Source organism: Pseudorhodobacter sp. (genome assembly GCF_034675685.1).
In the GTDB taxonomy this organism is placed as follows: domain Bacteria; phylum Pseudomonadota; class Alphaproteobacteria; order Rhodobacterales; family Rhodobacteraceae; genus Pseudorhodobacter.
In genome coordinates this window covers 20198-36839 of the sequence record NZ_JAUCDA010000003.1, presented here as the reverse complement: position 1 = coordinate 36839, position 16642 = coordinate 20198, and the positions used below count along the sequence as shown (strand labels likewise).

The following is a 16642-nucleotide window of genomic DNA, read 5'->3' as shown; positions in this document are numbered from 1 at the left end:
AGGATTGGCCATGTCTGCTGAAACCGCTGCATCTGCTGAAACCGCCCCATCTGCTGAAACAGTTGAGGAGGCACTGGTAATTTTCACCCCTTCGGGCAAGCGTGGCCGTTTTGCGCTTGGCACCCCGGTTTTATCGGCGGCCCGGTCGCTGGGCGTTGATCTTGACTCTGTGTGCGGTGGGCGGGGTATCTGTTCCAAATGCCAGATCACCCCCGGCTATGGTGAATTTGCCAAGCATGGCGTGACCGTTTCCGAAGGCGCGCTGTCAGAGTGGAATTCGGTTGAGGAGCGCTATAAATCCAAGCGCGGGCTGATCGACGGGCGGCGGCTGGGCTGCCAGGCCAAGGTGCAGGGCGATGTGGTCATTGACGTGCCGCCCGAAAGCCAGTTGCACAAGCAAGTGATCCGCAAACGCGCCGAGGCCCGGCAGATCACCCTCGACCCATCGGTGACGCTGCATTACATCGAGGTGGCCGAACCTGACATGCACGACCCCTCGGGCGATTTTGAACGTGTTTCAATGGCCCTGCGCGACCAGTGGCAGATTGAAACCGTGCAGGCCGATCTTTCGGTTCTGACCCGGCTGCAAACAGTTTTACGCAAAGGCGCGTGGAAGGTGACAGTGGCGCTGCACCACGAACGCGACGGCGATGTGCCGCAGATCATGCATCTGTGGCCGGGGCTTTATGAGGGAACTGTGTACGGGCTGGCCGTCGATCTTGGTTCGACCACCATCGCGGGGCATTTGTGCGACCTGCGCTCGGGCGAGGTTTTGGCCTCATCCGGGTTGATGAATCCGCAAATCCGCTTTGGTGAGGATTTGATGAGCCGGGTCAGCTATTCGATGATGAACCCGACCGGGGCGGCCGAAATGACCGCCGCTGTGCGCGCGGGCATGAACACCTTGTTTACCCAGGTCAGTGATGAGGCGGGGATCGACAAGGGGCTGATCATGGATGCGGTGTTTGTCTGCAACCCGGTCATGCACCATCTGTTCCTTGGGATCGACCCGTATGAGCTGGGCCAGGCCCCCTTTGCGTTGGCAACATCAGGCAGTTTGCGGCTGACCGCACGAGAGTTGGATTTGCAACTGCATCCGGCGGCGCGCGTTTATCTTTTGCCCTGTATCGCGGGGCATGTGGGGGCAGATGCCGCAGCGGTGGCCCTGTCGGAAGCGCCGGAAAAATCCAAGGACTTGGTGCTGATCGTCGATGTCGGCACCAATGCCGAGATTTTTCTGGGCAATACGGAAAAGGTTCTGGCCTGTTCATCACCAACCGGCCCCGCCTTTGAAGGCGCGCAGATCAGTTCAGGCCAGCGGGCCGCCCCCGGCGCGATTGAGCGGGTAGAGATTGACCCCGCTACCAAAATACCGCGTTTCAAGGTGATCGGGTCGGACCTGTGGTCGGATGAGCCGGGCTTTGACGCTGAGGTCGCGACCACCGGCATCACCGGGATTTGCGGATCTGGCATCATCGAGATGGTGGCGGAAATGCGGATGGCGGGGATTGTGGACGGGCCGGGGCTGATCGGTTCGCCCGCGCAAACCGGCAGTGACCGGGTTTTCCTTGATGGCCGCACCCATTCCTATCTGGTGTTCGATGGCAGCGAGGACGGTGGCCCGCGCATCACCGTCACCAACCGCGATATCCGCGAGATTCAGATGGCCAAGGCTGCGCTCTATTCTGGTGCGCGGTTGCTGATGGACAAGTTCGGGGTGGATACCGTGGACCGCATCGTTTTGGCCGGGGCCTTTGGCGCGCATATCAGCCCGAAACATGCAATGGTTCTGGGCATGATCCCGGATGTGCCGCTGGAAAAAGTGACATCGGCAGGCAACGCAGCTGGCACAGGGGCGCGCATTGCGCTGCTGAACCGCAAGGCGCGGGCCGAGGTGGAACATACCGTCAACCAGATCCACAAGATTGAAACCGCAATTGAACCGCGCTTTCAAGAGCATTTCGTCAATGCCTCCAATATCCCCAACGCCGTCGAGGGCTTTCCCAATCTGTTTTCCATCCTCACCCTGCCCGATATCAACTTCAATACCGGTGGCGGCGATGCCGAGGGCAGCAGACGGCGCAAACGCGGATGACGCTGTGGCGGAAAGCTTGACGGCAGCCCCTGGCCTGCTACGCCTGTCGCATGACAGTGCTTTGCCATGCCGATAATGGGTGATGACCCGATTGCAGCGCTTTTGCTGCGCATCGCCGCGCAAGATCGTGCGGCGTTTCGCGAGATATATTCTGCGGCCTCTTCGAAACTACTGGGTGTGCTTTTGCGTATCTTGGGAAACCGGGCAGAAGCGGAGGATGCGTTGCAAGAAGTTTTTACCCGCGTTTGGCTGCGCGCTGCCCGCTTTGATGCGGAGAAAGGTCGGGGAATGACCTGGCTGATTGCCATCGCCCGCAACCATGCCATTGACCGCTTGCGCAGCCGCAATGTGCAGTCCAACAATGATGACGGCGAGACATTGGCACAGGTGGCCGATAGCGGGCGCGGGGTTCTTGCCGGGCTGGTCGCCAAAGGCGAGGCCCGCCGCGCCGTGAAATGCTTTGGAGAGCTGGAGGCGAATAAATCCGCGGCTGTGCAGGGTGCCTATCTGGATGGGCTTTCCTATGAAGATCTGGCCGCGCGTTTCGGGGTGCCAATCAACACCATGCGGACATGGCTGCGCCGAAGCCTGTTGAAACTGCGGGAGTGTTTGGATCAATGACCCCCCCTGATCGCGATATTCCAGACCATGAGGCCGCCGATATTCTTGCGGCGGAATTTGTGCTTGGCACCTTGCCGCTGGAGGCGCGCGAGGCCGCCGCAACCCGGATACGCCGCGACGCGCATTTTGCGCTTGCCGTGGCGCGCTGGGAACACCGCCTGGCCCCCCTGAACGCGGGATATGAAGATGTGCCAGCCCCAGACCTGCTGCCAAAGATAGAGGCGCGTCTGTTTGGCGCGGCCCCCAAAGGCAATCCAGAAAGCCTGCATTCTGGAAGGGCTGGTTTGGTGGGGCTGCTGTTGCCGCAGCGCTTGGGCTGGCGGTGCTGGCTTATTTGCCGACCACACCGCAACCCTTTCGCCCGCTGACAACGCTGGCCGCCGAAAATTCAGACCTGCGCTATGAGGTGGGGCTGCGTGGCGATGATTTGCGGATTGCCCATATCGCTGGCGCCGGTGCTGACGCCGCGCATGTGCATGAACTATGGCTGATCGTGGGCAATGCGGCCCCGATCTCGCTGGGCCTGATCACCGGGCAAGAGACAACACTGGCCACAACCGGGCTGGCGCCCGGCATGGTGCTTGCCATCAGCCTGGAGCCAACGGGCGGCTCACCGACCGGCGCACCCACCGGCCCGGTGCTTGTGACAGGCGTTATCGAAAAACTTTGAAGTTTTTTCGATACGCCTGAAACTTTCTTACAATTGCCTCCGTAACTCCAAGCATACCAAAGGGATTGGCCCTTGGATGAAACGGAGAACCACCATGTTGATCAAACGTATCGCGTCCTTTACCGCAGCTTTGGCCCTGACCTCGGGTATGGCGCTGGCTGAAAATCCGATGGTTGGCGGCGCGGCCATGTTCGAAACCAAGAACATTGTCGAAAATGCCGTGAACTCTGCCGACCACACGACACTGGTGGCTGCGGTCACCGCTGCTGGCCTGGTTGAAACCCTGCAAGGGGCCGGCCCGTTCACCGTATTCGCCCCCACCAATGATGCCTTTGCAAAGCTGCCCGAGGGCACAGTTGAAACCCTGCTGAAGCCGGAAAACAAGGATCAGCTGACCAAGATCCTGACCTGCCATGTGGTTGGCAAAGCCGTGATGGCTGAGGCGTTGAACAAGATGATTGCCGATGATGGCGGCAAGCACCCCGTGCCGACGCTGGGCGGTTGCATTTTGCAGGCCAGCTATGAAGGCGATATGGTGAAACTGACGGATGAGAACGGCAATGTTGCAACGGTGACTGTGGCCGATGTGGTGCAATCCAACGGCGTGATCCATGTGATTGACACCGTGATGCTGCCCGCCATGTAAACCCTGTTGAGGTGGGCCTCTTTCCCTCGCCCACCCCATCGGGTTCAGCAAGTAACCCGTGATGTTTTTTGTGTGCGCTGAACCCAAAGCCCCCCCGGCGCAAATTCCGGGGGGGCTGACGCATCTTGCGTTGCGGATGATACAGCCGCAACGCGCATCCTATCCAGATAAAGCGGTTCGCCATGAAGCCTTCCGCACATATCGCTGCCTGAAGTCAAAGATTTCAACGCGTTATGTGATAGGCCTTGTTTCAAGTCAAAGACGAAACGCTGTAGTCACCTGCCTTGTCTCGCATTGCTGGCACTCTGCGTCTGGCTGAAGGAACCCCGCTTTCTTATTTGTTTGCTTGCAGCCTGAAGGTCGGCGCTCTAGCATTTCTGATGTTTAGCGATATCTTTTGAAAGGACGACAGAATGCGTGAATTAAAAGCTTTGGTTTCTGTTGCATTGATTTGTTCGGCCAGCCTTGTTGCGGCAGAAGGTAAATCCATCATTGTCTTGGATGGTTCCGGCTCTATGTGGGGCCAGATAGAGGGGCGAGCAAAGCTGGAAATCGCACGCGAAGCCCTGGCAAATGTGCTGTCCGGGCTGGCGCCGGAAACCGAGCTGGGCCTGATGGCCTATGGTCATCGCGAAAAGGGCAATTGCGGCGATATCGAACTGATGGTCGCCCCGGCTGCGGGCAGTGGCCCCGCCATTGCCGCTGCCGCGAATGCGATGCAGTTTCTGGGAAAAACCCCGCTGACCGAGGCCGTGCGCCGCGCTGCGGCCGAGCTGCGCTCGACCGAGGAAAAGGCAACGGTTATCCTGATCACCGATGGCATTGAAACCTGCGAGGCCGACCCCTGCGCCTTGGGGGCCGAGCTTGAAGCCTCTGGCATCGACTTTACCGCCCATGTTGTAGGTTTTGGCCTGAGCGCCGAAGACGGCCAGAAAGTCGCCTGCCTTGCCCAAAACACCGGCGGGCAATATATTGAGGCCAAGGACGCGGGCAGTCTGACCTCTGCCCTGCAAGCGACCGTGGCCGCAGCACCCGAGGTGGCCCCCGCCCCGGTAGCCGAGCCCGAACCCGAACCCGCGCCTGAGCCCGAAAAACCAGTCGCCTTGACCGAGAATTTCCGGCCCATTTTGCGGCTGGCGCCGAATGGCCCCGAACTTGGTGATGACATCTCGCCGTCGGTTGAAATTTTTGCGCTCACAGGCTCCGGCAGCATGGGGGAGCGGGTCCATCACAGCTATGGCGCAGAAGCGATCATGTTGCCAGCAGGCCGCTATAGTGTCAGCGTTCAAAAAGATCAGGCCGCCATCACGCAAGAGGTAGAGGTGGCAGCCGATACCCTTAACACCCCCGAAATCATTCTGGATGCCGGCTTTCTGACCATCCGCCCCTTGATCACGCAAAACGGCGAGCCCCAAGCAAACAGTGCAGTCTCCTTGCGCGGTGCAGGCGGCGTTGAAGCCCATCACTACGGAGAACAGAAGGTGCTTTTGCCAAGCGGCGAATATGAGGCGGAAGTGACCATCGGCAAGGCCGCGGCCAAAGCTGTGGCTGTGGTTGAGGCGGGGCAAAGCACAACGGTTGATGTCATTGTTGCGACCGGCCTTGCCGTGATCGACACCTATTACACCGCCGACATGATCATGGAAGACCTGGGCCAATCCATCGCGATCTATGAAGCAAAGGCCGCGCTGGACGGCAGCCGCAAAAGCGTTGCCGGCGGTTATGGGGCCGCGCAGGAATATCTCTTGCCCCCCGGTGATTATATCGCCGTCGGTGACAAGGAAGAGGCCGAAGCCGAGGTTGCCTTTACCGTCAAAGCCAATGAACGCATCGCCGTGCCAATCGTCTTGAACGCCGGCGTCTTGGCGGTTTCGGCCCCCGGCGCGCGCGGTATTCAGATATTTCACGCCAAAAAGAGCATTCAGGGCGACCGCAAATCCGTGCGTTATGACTATGGCGAAACCACACAAGCCACGATCCTTGCGGGCGACTACATCATCGAGGCAGAGGTTGACGGCGCCATGAAAGAGGCGTCAGCAACGGTGATCGCCGGCGAACGGGCAGAGGTCACCCTACCCTGAGCCAGCCTGTGTGCCGTCACAAAAAGCGGGGGGCATGACTGCGTTTGATCTGTTGCATCAGATCAAACGCAAATCATGCCTTTCGCCTCTCGATACCAGAGTGCAAACAGGGGCAGACGCAGCAACCCGAACTGCGGCCTCATCACTGGTAATGCCCTGCTCAATCCATTGCCAGAGCCAGACCCGCTGGGTTCGGTGCGCGGTTTTGGGGCGGCCGGGCGCGGTTAACTGATCTCGGGGGCTCCGGTCAGGGGCGCGTTTGCGTGTCATCCTCGCAATCTCCAATCTGGAACTGTTACGACAACCGCATGAAACCGCCTTGCGTCCCCTCATGCTTGCCCGCTTTGTGTTTGGCTTGGTGCAGGCCGGGGTTGCCGCCACATTCTTTGGCAGCATGCATGATTTCACCCCCGCGCCCCCTTTCTTTCAACCTCAAATCCCCTATGCTGGCCGGAATCGCAAAAAGGACACTCGCATGGCGCGCAGCATCGACTACGGCAACCTCATGCACAATGCGATGCGCGGGCTTATCCAGTCTGTGCTGACCGATGTTTCGCAGCGCGGATTGCCCGGAAACCACCATTTTTTCATCACCTTTGACACCACGCATCCCGATGTTGCCATAGCCGACTGGCTACGCGACCGCTATCCGACCGAAATGACCATCGTCATTCAGAATTGGTTCGAGAACCTCGATGTCACCGATACCGGGTTTTCCATCACGCTCAATTTCGGCAATAATCCCGAACCGATGGTCATTCCCTTCGATGCCCTGCGCACGTTTGTTGACCCCTCGGTTGAGTTTGGCCTTCGCTTCGAAACCCATGAGGAGGAGGAGGACGACGACGACGACGAAGACGCGCCCGAGGGTAAGGAGGACAACGCCGAGGCCCCCGACAAACCACATCATGAGGCAGAGGTCGTCTCGCTCGATAAATTCCGCAAATGATGGCACACAAGCCGGGACAATCCATGCTTTCTGATCTCGCGCTTTTCTTGAAACAAGCCGTTCTGCAACCCAAGCAAACCTCATCACTGGTGCCATCTTCACGCGCTTTGGCGAATGCGATGGCCGCCCATGTCGGGCCGCAGACCGGGCAGGTGGTTGAATTTGGCCCCGGCACCGGCATCATCACCGAAGCGATTCTTGCACAGGGCGTTGCCCCCGAAAATCTGACCCTGTTTGAAATGAACACAGCCTTTGCGGGGGCCCTTGCCGCGCGTTTTCCCGGCGTGACGCTGCATGTCACCGGCGCCCAGAACGCGCCGACCCTCATGCCAGCCACCGTTGGCGCAGTTGTCTCGGGCTTGCCCCTGCTGTCGATGCCGCGCGCGTTGCGGCGCGAAATCGTCAGCGCTGCCTTCAAGGTCATGCGCCCAGACGGTATTTTCATCCAATTCACCTATGGCCAGACGGTTCCACTCTCGGATGAAGGGCTGGCAACATTGGGCCTGCAGGCCAGCAAGGCCAAAAAGGTTTGGGGCAATTTCCCCCCGGCGCAGGTCTATGTTGTGAAACGCGCACAAATCTAGTGCCCCCGCTGCGGTATGCCGCCGTATACCGATTGATTTCTGCCCCCTGCCGCCCTATGAAAGGCAAAATTTTTGCAGGAGAGCATGATGTCCGCAACCCGTATCGAAACTGACAGCTTTGGCCCGCTAAACGTTCCCGCCGATAAATACTGGGGCGCACAGACACAACGCTCCATTCAAAACTTTCCCATCGGCTGGGAACGCCAGCCGGTTGCCATCATCCGCGCTTTGGGTGTCATCAAGAAAGCCTGCGCCAATGTGAATGTCATCCAGGGTGATATGCCCGCCGATTTGGGCAAGACCATCGCCGAAGCGGCGCAAGAGGTGATTGACGGCAAGTTTGACGATAACTTTCCGCTGGTCGTCTGGCAGACCGGCTCTGGCACCCAATCCAACATGAACGCGAATGAGGTGATCTCAAACCGTGCGATTGAGATGATGGGCGGTGTCATGGGCAGCAAAAAGCCGGTCCATCCGAACGATCATGTCAATATGGGCCAATCCTCGAATGACACATTTCCCACAGCGATGCATGTTGCCACCGGCATGATGGCCCGCGATGTCTTGCTGCCGGGTTTGGAGAAACTGCACGCGGCACTGGTCGCAAAGCAAAATGAATTCAAAGACATCATCAAGATCGGCCGCACCCACACCCAGGATGCCACCCCCCTGACCCTGGGGCAGGAGTTTTCCGGCTACGCCCATCAGGTCGCCAAAGGGATCGAGCGTGTAAAATCCTGCCTGCCCGATATTTATGAACTTGCCCAAGGCGGCACCGCGGTTGGCACCGGCCTGAATACGCGCGTCGGCTGGGATAAGCGCGTTGCCGCTGAAATCGCCGCCATCACGAATTTGCCCTTCGTTACCGCCCCCAACAAGTTTGAGGCGCTGGCCGCGCATGACGCCATGGTAATGATGTCGGGCGCGCTGAAAACCGTGGCCGGGTCACTGTTCAAAATTGCCAACGACCTGCGTCTGCTTGGCTCTGGCCCGCGCTCTGGTCTTGGCGAGTTGATCTTGCCGGAAAATGAACCCGGCTCCTCGATCATGCCGGGCAAGGTGAACCCGACCCAGGCCGAAGCGCTGACCATGGTTTGCGCGCATGTAATGGGCAATGACGCAGCAATTGGCTTTGCCGGCAGTCAGGGCCACTTCGAACTGAACGTCTACAACCCGATGATGTCCTATAACCTGTTGCAAAGCATGCAGCTTTTGGGTGATGCAGCGGGCAGTTTCACTGATAACATGGTTGTCGGCACACAGGCCAACGTGGCCCGCATTGACAAGCTGATGAAGGAATCGCTGATGCTGGTCACGGCTTTGGCGCCCACCATCGGCTATGACAATGCTACGAAAGTTGCCAAAACCGCCCATAAGAACGGCACGACCTTGCGAGAGGAAGCGATTGCCCTCGGCCTTGTCGATGGCGAAACCTTTGATCGCGTGGTCCGCCCCGAAGATATGATCGGGCCGAAAGGCTGAGCAACGGGATCATTTGAAACATGGCTGAAATCATCAACCTGCGCAGCGTCAAGAAAGCCCGGATCCGGGCCGCCTTGCGTGCGCAGGGCGATGCCAACGCCGCCAGATTTGGCCGCAGCAAGGCAGAGCGGGCTGTGGAAACGGCCCGCGCCGACAAGGCCAGTCAAACACTTGACGGGCATAAACGCGACGACACAGCCACAAACGGGCCAGACGAATGACGGCCCGCCCCGTCAAACACTCTCTTACGCTGCGCGGCCACCGCACGTCAGTGTCATTGGAGGCCGAGTTTTGGCAAGCCTTCCGCCAGATCGCCGAAACCAACGGTAAAACCATCAACGCCCTTGCCATAGAAATTGACAACGCTCGCAGCGCAGATTCGGGTCTCGCCTCTGCAATCCGTGTGTTTGTGCTCAATCACTACCGCAAGACATCTGGCTAAGGCGTTTCATGCCCCGTCAGATGCGCGGGTTCAGGCCATGCCATTGGCCGAATGGGGCTGCGTGCAACGGGTTTCGCGTGCAAGCCGCCTACCTGAGGCTAACTTTCAACCAAAGACCATCCTTGGCCCGAACCGTCAGATGAGCCACCGGAATCGGCTCTTTTCCGGGCAGAATATCAAACCGGAACTTTCGGACCAGCATCGCCAATAAAAGCGGCCCCTCGATCATCGCAAACCCGGCCCCCGTACAAACCCGCGGCCCTGATGAGAAGGGAATAAACGCCTCGCGCGCACAGGCCCGACCGGCCTCTGTCTGCCAGCGATCCGGGTCAAACGCATCCGGCCGTTCCCAAATTCGTTCGTGCCGGTGCAAATGCCATGGGCTCAAGACCACCTGCGCCCCTTGCGCCACCTTGCGTCCGCGAAAATTCTCTGGGCAGCTATTTTCGCGCACCATCATCGGAACCGGCGGATAGAGGCGCAAAGTCTCTCGAAACACGTCACGCGTGAATTTCAACCGCCCCATCGCCGCAAATTCCGGGCTTTCCCCCAGCGCCACCGCCTCTGCCGCGACCCGGTCCTGCACCTGCGGATACATCGCCAACAGATAAAGCGCCCATCCCAGCGCCGAAGCGCTGGTTTCATGCCCCGCCAAGAAAAAGATCGCGACCTGATCGACCATCTCGTCTGGCTCAAACCGCTGTCCGGTCACCGGATCTGCCGTCTGCATGATCTTGGTTGCCAGATCATCCGGCGCCCCCCCCGCCTCAATCTCGCGCGCCCGCGTCTCGGTCAACTGCCGTATCAGCCCCCGGATGCGGGCCGCTGTCTGTTTGGTTTGCCGGGAATGAAACCGGGGAAACCAGCCTGGCAAAGGCAGGAACGCCGCAAGGTTCAGAATCGGCTGTTCCCGCTGATAGGCGCGGAACTGATCAAAGACCTCTGCCGCAATCGCATGCTCAATCGGGATGGAAAACAGCGTGCGGAAAATCACATCCGCCGCCGCATGGCTCATGGCCGGCTCTATCTCTTGCACCCCCGGCGTCATCCGCGCCACAGCCGCCTGCGCCGCCGCAACCATCGAGGGAAATGTCTCGCGAAGCCGCCCCCCCCTCAAACGCGGGGTCTATGATGCGGCGCTGGCGCTTCCAGGCCGCGCCATTGGTCACAAAAACCGAATGCCCGAGCAAGGGGCGCAACCCTTCACGGATCCGGTCGGATTTCGGGAAATCATCCGGGCGCTCATTCAACACCAGCCGCACCAGGGTCGGGTCATTGCAAAGATAGCTGCGAAAGAACGGTGTACGAAATTCGGCCATCCACGCCCGATACAACCGCGCAGGCTGGGCCGACAGAATATCTTCCCGGAAAAGCCGCAGATACCGCCAAAGCGAAACCTTATCCGGCCTTGCAGGCGGTTTTGGCGGGGTCATGGGCCCACCGAGGTAAATTTATTGACGGCCGCCTCTATCCGCGACTGCGAGGCAGGCCGCCCCTGATAGCGCGCGCCCAGCGTCTTTGGCCCGGCGGTGATCTGAAAATAATCATAGTCGCGCGGGCGATCAAACGCACAGATATACTGAAAATGCAGCCTGAAAAACCGCCAGCGCAATGCCTTCCAGCGTTCATCAGACAGCGTTTGTGTGAATGCCGCCGAGAAAACCAAAGGCCAGCGTTTGCCCTGTGGAGCAACGCCAGACACAGAGACCGGATCACAAAGCGCAAAGGCGCAGCCATCGCCGGGGGCGGTCACATCAACCCAGACCAGCGTGTTGCTGGCCGAAAGAAACGCCAGATCTGCCCGCAAACGCTGGGCTGCGGGCAAAAATGAGACCATCGGCACCACCTGCCCCAAGGTAAGAAGCGACAACGCAGGCCCAGAGGCAGGCACGCGCCCCGCCCGGATCAGATCACTAAGCACCGATACCGCCAGATGTGCCCCCGAAGAATGGCCGACAACCAAAACCTCGTCCACGTCCTCGGTCAAGGCTGCCGCGATGGCATCACAGAACGCCAGCATTCGCGCCTCAAGCTGCGGTGGGTTGGCCCCGTTGAACTGGGCGGAATAGGCGTAATCATGCATCAGGTAATAGGCGAAGGTCTTGTTGTCGACCCGCCTGAACCAGCGCAGCAACAGCCCCCCCAAACCAAGCCCCGCCGCCAATCCTAGCGCCAGGCCCCAAGGCCCGATCAGCGGTGCCAGCAAGAAATCCGCGCCGACAGCGACCACGCCCGCAAGCAAAAGCGCCAACGCGGCCTGCACCAGTAAAAACACCACCGGGTAAAGCGCCGCGATCACCGGCCCCTTGCGCAGTCGCATCAACCGCCACAAGGCACCCGAGCCGATATAGATCCAGGCGGTGCGCAGCATTTGCAGATAGGTAGCAAGAATGCCGGTTTCCATCGAGTTTTTTACAATGTCAGACCAGACCAACACCTCAACCTGCGCCTGAACTGCGGCCCCATCAATTGTTGCGGCCACATCCCAGCCATAGCTGCCGCCTGCTGTTTTTGCTGAAATGCCAATGCTGTAGCCAGAAATTGCCGCCTGCGCAGCCGCCTCTTTACGATACAATTCGCGGTAGCGGCGGGGATGGAACGGATCATAGCCCGGAATATAAAACACCCGGCGGCGCGTCACCGCCGCCTTTTGCTTTTGTCTCATGGCGTGATCTGGCATTGGTGCGTCCCTTACAATCCCTTCATGATATGCCGGTAGAATTGGGCAAAACTATGGGGACAGGTCACAGCATCATCCCAATACGCTGAGAATGGGGAAGGTTTCGAGCAACCAGAAAGAAAAGGCCGAAAACGCGCCCGTCAGCAAGGCAACACCGACAACGATCAGCAAGACGCCCATCGCGCGTTCGATGGTTTTCATGTGGCGTTTCAGGCGGGCCATGACGCCAACAGCGCGCTCGATGAAGATCGCCGCCAGAATGAAAGGCACGCCCAACCCCAAGGCGTAGACGCCCAGCAAGGCTGTACCGCGTGTCAGGCTTGCCTCTGACGCCGCAAGCGACAAGATCGCGCCAAGTTGCGGGCCGATACAAGGCGTCCAGCCAAAGGCAAAAGCAAGGCCCAGCAAATACGCGCCAAAGGCCGATCCGCCCCTGTCGCCCGCATCCAGCCGCGCCTCACGGTCCAGGATGGCAATCCGGTAAACACCCAGAAAGTGCAAACCAAAAACGATCACGACGATACCGGAAACCTTTGATAAAACATCCTGATATTGAAGGAAAAACGTACCAAAAACAGACGCGGTGAAGCCTAGCAGAAGGAAGACCGTAGACAGGCCAAGAACAAAGAAAACCGCAGGAAGCAGGACCCGACGACGGGCTTTTCCACCCTGCATCTCGCCCATGCTGATACCGCCCATATAGGCCAGATAGGGCGGCACAATCGGCAGAACGCAGGGCGACAGGAACGACAACACACCTGCGACCAAGGCGACAAACATCGCCGGAAACAGGGCCGCGTCAATAAGATCAATTCCGACCATTTTGGTTCCTTTACTTGCACTTGTCAGTCTTACCGCGTTCCCGGCGCGGTTGTCACGACGACATCTTGTCACTTTCGCGTGGCTTGGTAAGGCCCGTCGCACCCGTTCAGGGCAAGGCCCGCCCATGCAAAAGGGCGCAGGCAGTGCCCCTGCGCCCTTTACACTGTCTTATCGGTACAATTAACGCCCGAGGTTCCACCAGCCGCGCCGCTTTGGCTTGGTTTCCTCGCTGTCAGACTCGACAGCTTCGGTCTCGGCCACATCCGCTTTGGGGGTATCAATTGCCGTCTCTGCAACCGTTTCGGCAGGTTCAGACGCACGCTCTGGCACCGGCTCTGCCACAGGTGCAGAATCTGCTACCGGTGCAGGCTGTGGTTGAAGTGCCACCGCCTCGGCCGCGGCCACTGCTTCGGGCGCAGGGTCTGCACTGGTCTCGACTTCCGACTCTGGCTTGGCCTTGGGCTTGCGCGTGCGGCGGGGTTTTGGCTTTTCAGTCCCGTCATCTGCTGCCGTCTCGGCCTTGGGCTTTGCTGCGGCTTTTGTCTTTTTGGCAGCACCCGTATCAACGCCACCTTCAGAAACCACTTTCGGCTTGCGTGTGCGGGCACGGCTGCGCTTTTTCGGTGCCTCATCGCCGGTCTCGGCAGCCTCTGAACCAGAGTCAGCCGCGCCATCGACAGCCGCTTCGCTCTCGGCGGCCGGTGCTACGACCGCGCCAGACTCGCCTGTATCAGACTCGCCCGTATCACCATCGCCCGTATCACCATCGTCGGACTCATCATCATCATCGGAACCGTCTTGATCCGTATTGTCTGATCCGTTGTCATCCGATCCGCCATTGCCGCGACGACGACGACGGCGACGGCGCTTTTTGCGACCGTTTCCATCCTTCGGTTCTTCCTCATTGGGCGCTGCCGCCACCGCAACTTCGGCGTTTTCCTCTTCTTCGGTCGGAATGTCCGGGTCGGTGATATCATCCGCGACCGCAACCCCCATAAGCGAGGAATTGCCCGATATCGCCGAAGAAACCTCGGCCACCACACGCGTTGCCGTCTTGAATTTCTCAATCGTGTAATCGGGGCTGATCATGACCGGATCACATTCGATGCGCACCGACATGCCGTAGCGAGCCTCAATCATCGCGACATGTTCACGCTTTTGGTTCATCAAAAAGTTGACGACGGCAATCGGCGCACGCAGCAACACTTCGCGCGACCGCTTACGGGTGCCTTCTTCCTCTAACGAGCGCAGAATGGTCAGCGCCATGCTGTCATCCGAACGGATCAACCCGGTTCCGTGGCAATGTGCGCAAGGTTGGGTTGTGCTTTCCAGCATACCGGGGCGCAGGCGCTGGCGGCTCATTTCCAGCAGGCCAAAGCCGGAAATCCGGCCTACCTGAATCCGCGCGCGGTCCGTTTTCAGCTTGTCTTTCAACCGCTTCTCAACCGCGGCATTGTTACGCCGATCTTCCATGTCGATAAAGTCGATCACGATCAGCCCGGCCAGATCGCGCAGGCGCAACTGGCGGGCCACTTCATCGGCGGCCTCCAGGTTGGTCTTGGTCGCGGTATCCTCGATCGAGCCTTCCTTGGTCGCGCGACCAGAGTTGACGTCGATCGCCACCAGCGCCTCGGTTATGCCGATCACGATATAGCCGCCGGATTTCAGCTGCACCGTCGGGTTGAACATCCCGGCCAGATAGCTTTCAACCTGAAAGCGGGCAAACAGCGGTGTCTGGTCGTTATAGGGCTGCACGGCCTTGGCATGCGACGGCATGATCATGCGCATGAAGTCCTTGGCGACGCGGTAGCCTTCGGCCCCCTCGACCAGCACTTCGTCAATCTCGCGGCTGTAAAGGTCACGGATCGAGCGTTTGATCAGGTTGCCTTCTTCATAGATCGCAGCGGGCGCAATGGATTTCAGCGTCAATTCGCGGATTTGTTCCCACAGGCGCATCAGATATTCATAGTCGCGCCGGATCTCTGGCTTGGTGCGCTTGGCCCCTGCGGTGCGAATAATCAGGCCCGCACCTTCTGGCACCTTGATTTCTGACGCGATTTCTTTCAGCTTCTTGCGGTCGTTGGCTTGGGTGATCTTGCGTGAAATACCACCACCGCGGGCAGTATTCGGCATCAGCACACAGTAGCGGCCTGCAAGCGACAGGTAAGTGGTAAGGGCCGCGCCTTTATTGCCACGCTCTTCCTTGACCACCTGAATCAGCATGATCTGACGGACTTTGACAACTTCCTGGATTTTGTAGCGGCGTCCACGCGGGCGGCGCGGCGCCCGGATTTCTTCGGTTACATCCTCATCCGCGATGGATTCAATATCGGAATCGGTCTCTGAAGCGGTGTTGACGGCGCGGAAGGGTTCTTCGTGGCTGTCATCATCGCCATGGTGATGATGGTCATCGCCGTTATCATCGCCGTGGGTCGCAGCATCGGGCAGCCCCGTTCCGGGCTGCTCGGCCTTGTGATCTGCGGTGCGCGGGGCCTTGGGCGCGCCAAGCTGTGTGGCTGCATCCTCTTCATCCGCGCCATCATCAAGATCGACAACATCCATAGAGCCAATATCATCGGTTTTCACCGCATCATTGGAACTGGCCGATTGCGCACGCGGCGCGCGGCGACGGCGGCCCTTGCCACCATCCCGGTCTTTTTCCTTCTCATCCTCATCCTCGGCTTGCGCCAAGGCCCGCTCTTCCTCTAGCAGCGCTTTGCGGTCGGCCATCGGAATTTGGTAATAATCGGGGTGGATTTCCGCAAAGGCAAGAAAACCATGGCGATTCCCGCCATAATCCACGAAAGCCGCCTGAAGCGAAGGTTCGACCCGCGTTACTTTTGCGAGGTAAATGTTACCAGCAAGCTGGCGTTTGTTGATGGTTTCAAAATCAAATTCCTCAACTTTGTTCCCATCTACCACGACAACCCGAGTTTCCTCGGCATGTGTGGCGTCGATTAGCATTTTCTTGGCCATTTTGTTCCATAGCACCCAGCCGCGCCCATCGCGCCGGAGACTGTCCGGGCGAACGATTTGCGCTGAAGTGGTGACTTGTCTGGGCGAGGCTGCGCACCAAAAGCGGCGGGATCGGCCGCAAAGGCCCCCCGTCAGCTTCGATAAAATTTTCTGCGCGGCGCATCGCGGTTTATCCCGAACGCATTGCTGCGTCCATATGAAAGGCCCGTATTGTCAAAGACTTGACGGGCAGAAAAGAGACCTTGCGGCCGGTGATCCACCGATGGCATGCCGTTGCGAACATCTGGTCCGCCCACGGTGCTGTGGCGTGAATTTGTCGCGCGGGGCTGCCAATTTGAAAGACAGACCCACGTTATCCGAACATAATGGCAGGACGCCTTGAAAGACAATGGGAAATTTGCAACGAATGCGTATTAAGCAAGGGGTGCCGGTCGCTGGGCGGGATGCCAACAGGCGCATGCAAGCAGCAGAGTCCAAGTGCTGGGCCACCCATACGTCAACCGATTTTGATACACCCAAAGATCGGGCCGCTTGGTGCCGCCTACAAAACAAGGCCACCCCTGCCCGAAACCTGTTCCAGCGCCGCGCGATACA

General features: G+C 59.0%; 14 protein-coding genes and 1 pseudogene. 11 read left to right on the top strand and 4 right to left on the bottom strand.

The window, feature by feature from the left end:
• Positions 1-10: 10 nt before the first annotated feature.
• From VDP61_RS03190 to VDP61_RS03140, 11 genes are all read left to right on the top strand, one after another.
• Entirely contained in the window at positions 11-2095 is a 2085-nt protein-coding gene (locus VDP61_RS03190; RefSeq protein WP_323005509.1) for an ASKHA domain-containing protein, read from the top strand.
• A gap of 66 nt (positions 2096-2161) precedes the next feature.
• Positions 2162-2716, top strand: a complete 555-nt coding sequence (locus tag VDP61_RS03185; RefSeq protein ID WP_323005508.1) for a sigma-70 family RNA polymerase sigma factor — start codon at positions 2162-2164, stop codon at positions 2714-2716.
• Complete coding sequence (locus VDP61_RS03180) at positions 2713-3084, top strand: hypothetical protein (RefSeq protein WP_323005507.1); 372 nt, start codon at positions 2713-2715, stop codon at positions 3082-3084. Before VDP61_RS03185 ends, VDP61_RS03180 begins: the two co-directional genes overlap by 4 nt.
• Positions 3051-3386 carry an anti-sigma factor domain-containing protein gene (locus tag VDP61_RS03175; RefSeq protein WP_416236480.1) on the top strand — a complete coding sequence of 112 codons (336 nt, stop codon included), beginning with the start codon at positions 3051-3053 and terminating at the stop codon, positions 3384-3386. The genes VDP61_RS03180 and VDP61_RS03175 overlap by 34 nt, the downstream gene beginning before the upstream one ends.
• A 94-nt stretch (positions 3387-3480) precedes the next feature.
• The gene (locus VDP61_RS03170) at positions 3481-4032 is read left to right on the top strand and encodes a fasciclin domain-containing protein (RefSeq protein ID WP_323005506.1); all 552 of its coding nucleotides are present in this window, start codon (positions 3481-3483) and stop codon (positions 4030-4032) included.
• A 413-nt stretch (positions 4033-4445) separates the two neighbouring features.
• A complete protein-coding gene (locus VDP61_RS03165; RefSeq protein ID WP_323005505.1) occupies positions 4446-6113 on the top strand; it encodes a vWA domain-containing protein in 1668 nt (555 codons plus the stop codon).
• A 475-nt stretch (positions 6114-6588) separates the two neighbouring features.
• Positions 6589-7062: an SspB family protein gene (locus VDP61_RS03160; RefSeq protein ID WP_323005504.1), complete on the top strand. Its 474-nt coding sequence runs from the start codon at positions 6589-6591 to the stop codon at positions 7060-7062.
• Positions 7063-7085: 23 nt separating this feature from the next.
• Positions 7086-7646, top strand: coding sequence for a methyltransferase type 12 (locus VDP61_RS03155; RefSeq protein ID WP_323005503.1), 561 nt, complete (start codon positions 7086-7088; stop codon positions 7644-7646).
• Between the two features lie 87 nt (positions 7647-7733).
• Entirely contained in the window at positions 7734-9128 is a 1395-nt protein-coding gene (gene fumC, locus VDP61_RS03150) for a class II fumarate hydratase (RefSeq protein ID WP_323005502.1), read from the top strand.
• Between the two features lie 20 nt (positions 9129-9148).
• Complete coding sequence (locus VDP61_RS03145; RefSeq protein ID WP_323005501.1) at positions 9149-9349, top strand: DUF4169 family protein; 201 nt, start codon at positions 9149-9151, stop codon at positions 9347-9349.
• The gene (locus VDP61_RS03140) at positions 9346-9570 is read left to right on the top strand and encodes a ribbon-helix-helix domain-containing protein (RefSeq protein ID WP_323005500.1); all 225 of its coding nucleotides are present in this window, start codon (positions 9346-9348) and stop codon (positions 9568-9570) included. The genes VDP61_RS03145 and VDP61_RS03140 overlap by 4 nt, the downstream gene beginning before the upstream one ends.
• Positions 9571-9658: 88 nt before the next feature.
• Here the strand turns inward: VDP61_RS03140 and VDP61_RS03135 are convergent.
• The 4 genes and pseudogenes from VDP61_RS03135 to VDP61_RS03120 form a co-directional block, all read right to left on the bottom strand.
• Positions 9659-11003 (bottom strand): annotated as a pseudogene (locus VDP61_RS03135) (cytochrome P450).
• Entirely contained in the window at positions 11000-12235 is a 1236-nt protein-coding gene (locus VDP61_RS03130; RefSeq protein WP_323005499.1) for a hypothetical protein, read from the bottom strand. Before VDP61_RS03130 ends, VDP61_RS03135 begins: the two are co-directional and overlap by 4 nt.
• A gap of 87 nt (positions 12236-12322) precedes the next feature.
• Positions 12323-13072 (bottom strand): cytochrome c biogenesis protein CcdA, encoded by a 750-nt coding sequence (locus tag VDP61_RS03125; RefSeq protein ID WP_323005498.1) that lies wholly within the window; start codon positions 13070-13072, stop codon positions 12323-12325.
• Positions 13073-13252: 180 nt separating this feature from the next.
• Positions 13253-16048 carry an Rne/Rng family ribonuclease gene (locus tag VDP61_RS03120; protein WP_323005497.1) on the bottom strand — a complete coding sequence of 932 codons (2796 nt, stop codon included), beginning with the start codon at positions 16046-16048 and terminating at the stop codon, positions 13253-13255.
• Positions 16049-16642 lie beyond the last annotated feature (594 nt).

Bases quoted from the DNA above. Each gene is read 5' to 3' on its own strand.
- VDP61_RS03180 (WP_323005507.1), top strand. From the start codon at position 2,713: ATGACCCCCCCTGATCGCGATATTCCAGACCATGAGGCCGCCGATATT.
- VDP61_RS03170 (WP_323005506.1), top strand. From the start codon at position 3,481: ATGTTGATCAAACGTATCGCGTCCTTTACCGCAGCTTTGGCCCTGACC.
- fumC (WP_323005502.1), top strand. From the start codon at position 7,734: ATGTCCGCAACCCGTATCGAAACTGACAGCTTTGGCCCGCTAAACGTT.
- VDP61_RS03165 (WP_323005505.1), top strand. From the start codon at position 4,446: ATGCGTGAATTAAAAGCTTTGGTTTCTGTTGCATTGATTTGTTCGGCC.
- VDP61_RS03155 (WP_323005503.1), top strand. From the start codon at position 7,086: ATGCTTTCTGATCTCGCGCTTTTCTTGAAACAAGCCGTTCTGCAACCC.
- VDP61_RS03160 (WP_323005504.1), top strand. From the start codon at position 6,589: ATGGCGCGCAGCATCGACTACGGCAACCTCATGCACAATGCGATGCGC.
- VDP61_RS03130 (WP_323005499.1), bottom strand. From the start codon at position 12,235: ATGAGACAAAAGCAAAAGGCGGCGGTGACGCGCCGCCGGGTGTTTTAT.
- VDP61_RS03190 (WP_323005509.1), top strand. From the start codon at position 11: ATGTCTGCTGAAACCGCTGCATCTGCTGAAACCGCCCCATCTGCTGAA.
- VDP61_RS03140 (WP_323005500.1), top strand. From the start codon at position 9,346: ATGACGGCCCGCCCCGTCAAACACTCTCTTACGCTGCGCGGCCACCGC.
- VDP61_RS03120 (WP_323005497.1), bottom strand. From the start codon at position 16,048: ATGGCCAAGAAAATGCTAATCGACGCCACACATGCCGAGGAAACTCGG.
- VDP61_RS03185 (WP_323005508.1), top strand. From the start codon at position 2,162: ATGCCGATAATGGGTGATGACCCGATTGCAGCGCTTTTGCTGCGCATC.
- VDP61_RS03145 (WP_323005501.1), top strand. From the start codon at position 9,149: ATGGCTGAAATCATCAACCTGCGCAGCGTCAAGAAAGCCCGGATCCGG.
- VDP61_RS03125 (WP_323005498.1), bottom strand. From the start codon at position 13,072: ATGGTCGGAATTGATCTTATTGACGCGGCCCTGTTTCCGGCGATGTTT.